This is a genomic window from Delftia sp. ZNC0008 (assembly GCF_000799035.1).
Taxonomy (GTDB): Bacteria; Pseudomonadota; Gammaproteobacteria; order Burkholderiales; family Burkholderiaceae_C; genus Comamonas; species Comamonas tsuruhatensis.
In genome coordinates this window covers 1-4,841 of the sequence record NZ_JTKZ01000265.1, presented here as the reverse complement: position 1 = coordinate 4,841, position 4,841 = coordinate 1, and the positions used below count along the sequence as shown (strand labels likewise).

The following is a 4,841-nucleotide window of genomic DNA, read 5'->3' as shown; positions in this document are numbered from 1 at the left end:
GCTGCGCAATCCAGCCTGCCAGTGCCGGGCTGGCGGCCGCGCCCAGGCCCTGCAGCGTCATCACGGCGCCCAGGCCCGCGTTGACGTGGCCGGTGCCGCGCAGCGTCTGCGCGACCAGGCCCGGCAGGGCAACGCCCAGCAGCCCGGCGCCCACGCCGTCCAGCACCTGCACGGGGATCAGCGCCCAGTCGGAGTCCCAGGTGGCGGCGACCAGGCCGCGCAGCGGCAGCGACAGCAGGGCCGCCTTGACCAGCAGCCAGTAGCCGCTGCGCTGGGCGTGGCGCCCGGCGAGCAGGGCCATGGGGATCATGACCAGTTGCGCCACGATGATGGTCAGCGCCGTGAAGCCGCTGGGGTTGGCATGGCCGCGCGCCACGGCGGCCTGGCCCAGCAGCGGCAGCATGGCGGCATTGCCCAGGTGGAACAGCAGCATGGCCACGGCCAGCACCCGCAGCGCCGGCGTGCCCGTGAGCACGTGCAGCAGGCCGGGGGCGCAAGGCCCGGCCTGCTCTGGGGGCGGCGTGCCTTGCGGGGTTTCATCCAGCCGCATCAGCGCCAGGCAGGCCAGCGATGCGCAGCCCATCAGGGCCATGAGCACGAAGACGGAAGGCAGTCCCCAGCGCAGGCCCATGGCCCCCGCCAGTGCGGCCGTGGCCACGTTGCCGGCGTGGTTCCAGGCTTCGTTGATGCCCAGTTGCCGGGGCAGGTCCGCATGGCCGGTGATCTGCAGCGTGATGCCCAGCAGGCAGGGGGCGATCAAGGCCGCGACCACGCCGGTGATGACCTGCGATGCCGCCGTCACGGCCAGCGACGGTGCGATCCAGATGGCCAGGTTGCCCGCCAGCAGCAGGGCGATGGCCCCTGCCAGCAGCCGGCGCTTGCGGCGCGAGGCATCGACCAGCGCGCCCAGTGGCGTGGTGGCCAGCATGCCCGCGATGCCGCCCAGGGCCATGACGTAGCCGATGTCGTCCAGCCGCCAGCCCTGGGCGAGCAGGAACACGCCCAGGAAGGGGCCCAGGCCGTCGCGCACATCGGCCAGGAAGAAGTTGAGCCCCGGCAGCCAGCGCCGCGCATGGTGGTGTGTGCGGTGCATGGCGGCTTCCTTCAGCGCAGGGGGCCCTTGAACACGAAGAAGGCGCCCAGGCAGATGAAGCCGAAGCCCACCAGGTGGTTGAGGGTGAGCTTCTCGCCCAGGTAGAGCACGGAGAAAACGGCGAAGACCACCAGCGTGATCACCTCCTGGATGGTCTTGAGCTCGGCCGCGCTGTAGACCTCATGGCCGAGCCGGTTGGCAGGCACGGCGAAGCAGTACTCGGCCAGCGCGATCAGCCAGCTCACCAGGATGACGAGGTACAGCGGGCGGTTCTCGAACTTCAGGTGCCCGTACCAGGCGAAGGTCATGAAGACGTTGGAGATCAGCAGCAGCAGGACGGGGGCGATCTTGGGGGACATGGCGGGTTCGGTGAAAGCGGGAGAGCAGGGCAGCAGGGAAGCAGGAAACCAGGAAGGGGCAGGAACCCGCCCGGCCCCGGGGACCGGGCGGTGGCGTCAGCGCGCGCGGTCGTACAGCGGCTGCAGGTCCGACAGGCTGGCACCCATGCTGATGGCCTCCAGCGAGGTGCCGTGCGCGTTGCGCGTGCCCAGGCCCGAGGCGGCAAACAGCTGCCCCGGCTGCAGCGGCTGCTGCAGCGCATGGGGGGCAAAGCGCACGATGGCGCCGTCGGACAGGATGACGCCGTTGGCATCGCCGCGCGGGCCGGTGAGAACAGCCTCGATGCGGCCCTGGGCCTGCTGCGTCTGCAGTCCGGCCATGCGCAGGTGCGGGGGCATGGGGCGGGCGCGGCCGGGCTCCGGTGGCTGGTCATACACGGTCTGGCCGGTGGCGGTGTTCACGATGGCGTCGGCCTTGACCGCACCACCGGCCTCGCTGCGGCCGATGATGCGCACCGTGTCGCCCACCTTCACGGCGGTCGTCAGCGCATCGGCCATGTGGGGCGGGAACCGGACCACCGTGCCGTCGGTCAGGCGCAGCCCGTCCACTTCCCCGTAAGGGTTGGTGAGCAGCCGGGCGACTGGGCTCTCGAGCACGGCCTGCGCGTGCGGCATGGCCGCGTGGGGCGCGCCGGGGCCGTGGGCAGGCAGGGGCGGGGCGGCATGCGCGTTCAGTGCGCTGGCACCCAGCCACAGGGCGGCGGAAGAAAGGGTGAGACGGGTCATGATGGCTCCTGGGTTGGCGATGGACATGCACAGTCCAATGCAAGCGCCATGCCATCCGGAAACCTCATGAAATCAAGGGCTTGCGGTCGCTGATGCGGGCCATGTGTCCGAGATGGCGACAGGGGGTGTCACCCATTCGGACACCGCAGGCGGCGCCTGTGCCCGCTGCTGCCTCAACCCAGCCCGAACTCCGCGAGCTTGCGGTACAGCTGCTGGCGCGACAGGCCCAGGCGGCGTGCGGCCTCGGCACGGTTGCCCATGGTTGCGGCCAGGGCGCGCGTGACCATTTCACGTTCCAGCTGGGCGACGGCGGGGGCCAGCGGCCCGTTCCAGTCGATGGCGGGGCCGTTCGCCGCCGCAGGCTGCAGGCCGATGTGCTCGGGCCCGATGACCGGCCCGGGGCACAGCAGGGCCGCACGCTCCATGGCGTTGCGCAGCTCGCGCACGTTGCCGGGCCAGTCGTGCGCCAGCAGCAGGCGCGCGGCGTCGGCCCCCAGGCGCTTGGGCGAGGCGCCACCGCCTTGGCGCAGGAAATGCTCGGCCAGCAGCAGCACGTCGCCCAGGCGCTCGCGCAGCGGCGGCAGGTGCACGGGCACGACCTGGAGCCGGTACCAGAGATCCTCGCGAAAGCGCCCCTGCCTGACGGCGTCCGGCAGGTCGCGGTGCGTGGCCGCGATGATGCGCACGTTCACGGGCAGCGCCCGGCTGGCGCCCACGGGCGTGATCTCGCGCTCCTGCAGCGCCCGGAGGATCTTGGCCTGCGTGGGCAGCGGCATGTCGCCCACCTCATCGAGGAACAGCGTGCCGCCCTGCGCCTCGCGAAAGCGCCCGGCGCGGTCGCTGACGGCGCCCGTGAAGGCGCCCTTCACATGGCCGAAGAGTTCGCTTTCCATCAGGTCTGCCGGAATGGCAGCGCAGTTGACGGCCACGAAGGGGCGTTCCGCCCGGACGCTGTTGCGGTGCAGGGCGCGTGCCACCAGTTCCTTGCCCGTGCCGGTCTCGCCCAGCACCAGCACGGTGGCGTCGCTGTCCGCCGCCAGGCCGATGCGCTTGAAGACCTGCCGCATGGCCTCGCTGCCGCTGACCAGTTCACCATCGTCATGCATCTGCGGCTGGTCGGCTTGGCCGTCCCCGCAGTCCTGGGCCGACCCTGCGCCTTGCAGCGCGCGGTCCAGGGCCTCAACCAGGGCGGTGCGGGCGATGGGTTTGGTCAGGTGGTCGAAGGCGCCCAGGCGCATGGCCTCGATGGTGTTGCCGCCGCTGGCGTAGGCCGTGAGCATGATGCAGGGCGCCCGCGAGAGGCCGCGGGCCTTGCGCAGGAAGGCCAGGCCGTCCTCGCCCGGCATGCGCAGGTCCACGATGGCCGCATCCACGGACCCGGCCTGCAGGATCTGCAGCCCCGCCGCCACGGTCGGGGCCTGGCTGACCCCATGGCCCAGGTCGCCGAGCATCTCGGCCAGGCTTTCACGGAAGGCCGTGTCGTCGTCCACGATCAGGATGCGGGCCATGGAAATTCCATTTCTATGCGGGTGCCTTGTGCAGTCTTGCCTTGTGCAGTCTTGGCCAGGGCGATCCGGCCGCCGTGGGCCTGGACGATTTCGCGCACCAGCGCCAATCCCAGCCCGGTGCCGCCGGGGCGTGCGGTGGTGAAGGGCTCGAACAGCGTGTCGCGCAGTTCGGCCGCGATGCCGGTGCCGTCATCGGCAATCCACAGCCGCAGGCAGCCTTTGGCGTCCCGGTCCGCGCCCAGTTCCACCCGGCCGCCGTCCGCCGTGTGCGCCAGGGCGTTGAGCAGCAGATTGTCCAGCGCGCGGGCCATCTGTGCGGGGTCCAGCAGCGGGCGGCGCCCTTCCCGCAGGTCCCGGGCAAGGCCGGCGGACACCGCCGTTGCCAGCTGCACGCCGCTGGCCTGGGCCATTTCTGCATGGGCCTGGAGCCTTTCGTCCAGCAGCTGCTGCAGGTCCACGGGCTCCGGGTGCACGCGGAAGGGCTGGGTCAAGGCCAGCAGGCTCGATACCAGGTCTTCCAGGCGCGCGGTCTGTGCCAGCACGGCCTCCAGGGCGCCCTGGCTGCGGGCCTGCCGCAGTGGCTCGGGCGCGGCCAGGGCGTTCTCGGCCTTCATGCGCATGGTGCCCAGCGGGTTGCGGATCTCGTGCGCCAGGCCGGCCGACAGCCGGCCCAGGGTGGCCAGCCGTTCGGCGCCGAGCAGTTGCTGCTCCATCTGTGCCGACTGCCGCTGCCAGCGCCGCAGCATTCTGCCCAGCCACAGGCCCGAGACCAGGACCATGCCCAGCAGCAGGCTGACGGCAAGGATGAGGGGGTTGACCACGTCGGCGCTGATCAGGGGGACGCGCATCAGCGTCCAGGCCACCAGGGCGGGCGCATCGGCCTGGGCCGGGCAGGCGGCAAAGACCACCGCCTCGCGCAGGCCGGGGCGCAGGTCGGTCACCAGCCCGGCGCTGTCCCGTGCGCGCTGGGCGGTGGAGGCGATGCGCTCCATCTCCGCACTGGGCGCATCGCGCTTGATGCCCGAGCCGTCATAGGTGGGAAACGCATAGGCCACCACGCCAGGGCCCTCGTGCCAGAAGCCGCCCTCCATGCCGGGGCGCTCGCGCAGCACGCGG

Annotated in this window: 5 protein-coding genes; all 5 read right to left on the bottom strand. The window is 71.8% G+C overall.

Annotated features, from left to right (window positions below):
* Nucleotides 1-1,093 (bottom strand): MFS transporter (locus L995_RS08755; protein ID WP_047471043.1); only part of this gene is annotated, 1,093 nt, incomplete at its 3' end.
* Between the two features lie 11 nt (nucleotides 1,094-1,104).
* Nucleotides 1,105-1,452 (bottom strand): DMT family protein, encoded by a 348-nt coding sequence (locus L995_RS08750; RefSeq protein ID WP_012203978.1) that lies wholly within the window; start codon nucleotides 1,450-1,452, stop codon nucleotides 1,105-1,107.
* 96 nt (nucleotides 1,453-1,548) lie between these two features.
* Nucleotides 1,549-2,217, bottom strand: a complete 669-nt coding sequence (locus L995_RS08745) for a hypothetical protein (protein WP_047218997.1) — start codon at nucleotides 2,215-2,217, stop codon at nucleotides 1,549-1,551.
* Nucleotides 2,218-2,390: 173 nt separating this feature from the next.
* Nucleotides 2,391-3,725: a sigma-54-dependent transcriptional regulator gene (locus L995_RS08740; RefSeq protein WP_047471040.1), complete on the bottom strand. Its 1,335-nt coding sequence runs from the start codon at nucleotides 3,723-3,725 to the stop codon at nucleotides 2,391-2,393.
* Nucleotides 3,710-4,841 (bottom strand): sensor histidine kinase (locus tag L995_RS08735; RefSeq protein WP_047471038.1); only part of this gene is annotated, 1,132 nt, incomplete at its 5' end. The genes L995_RS08735 and L995_RS08740, both read right to left, overlap by 16 nt.

Coding starts and splice junctions, on each gene's coding strand:
- L995_RS08750 (WP_012203978.1), bottom strand. CDS start 1,452: ATGTCCCCCAAGATCGCCCCCGTCCTGCTGCTGCTGATCTCCAACGTC.
- L995_RS08745 (WP_047218997.1), bottom strand. CDS start 2,217: ATGACCCGTCTCACCCTTTCTTCCGCCGCCCTGTGGCTGGGTGCCAGC.
- L995_RS08740 (WP_047471040.1), bottom strand. CDS start 3,725: ATGGCCCGCATCCTGATCGTGGACGACGACACGGCCTTCCGTGAAAGC.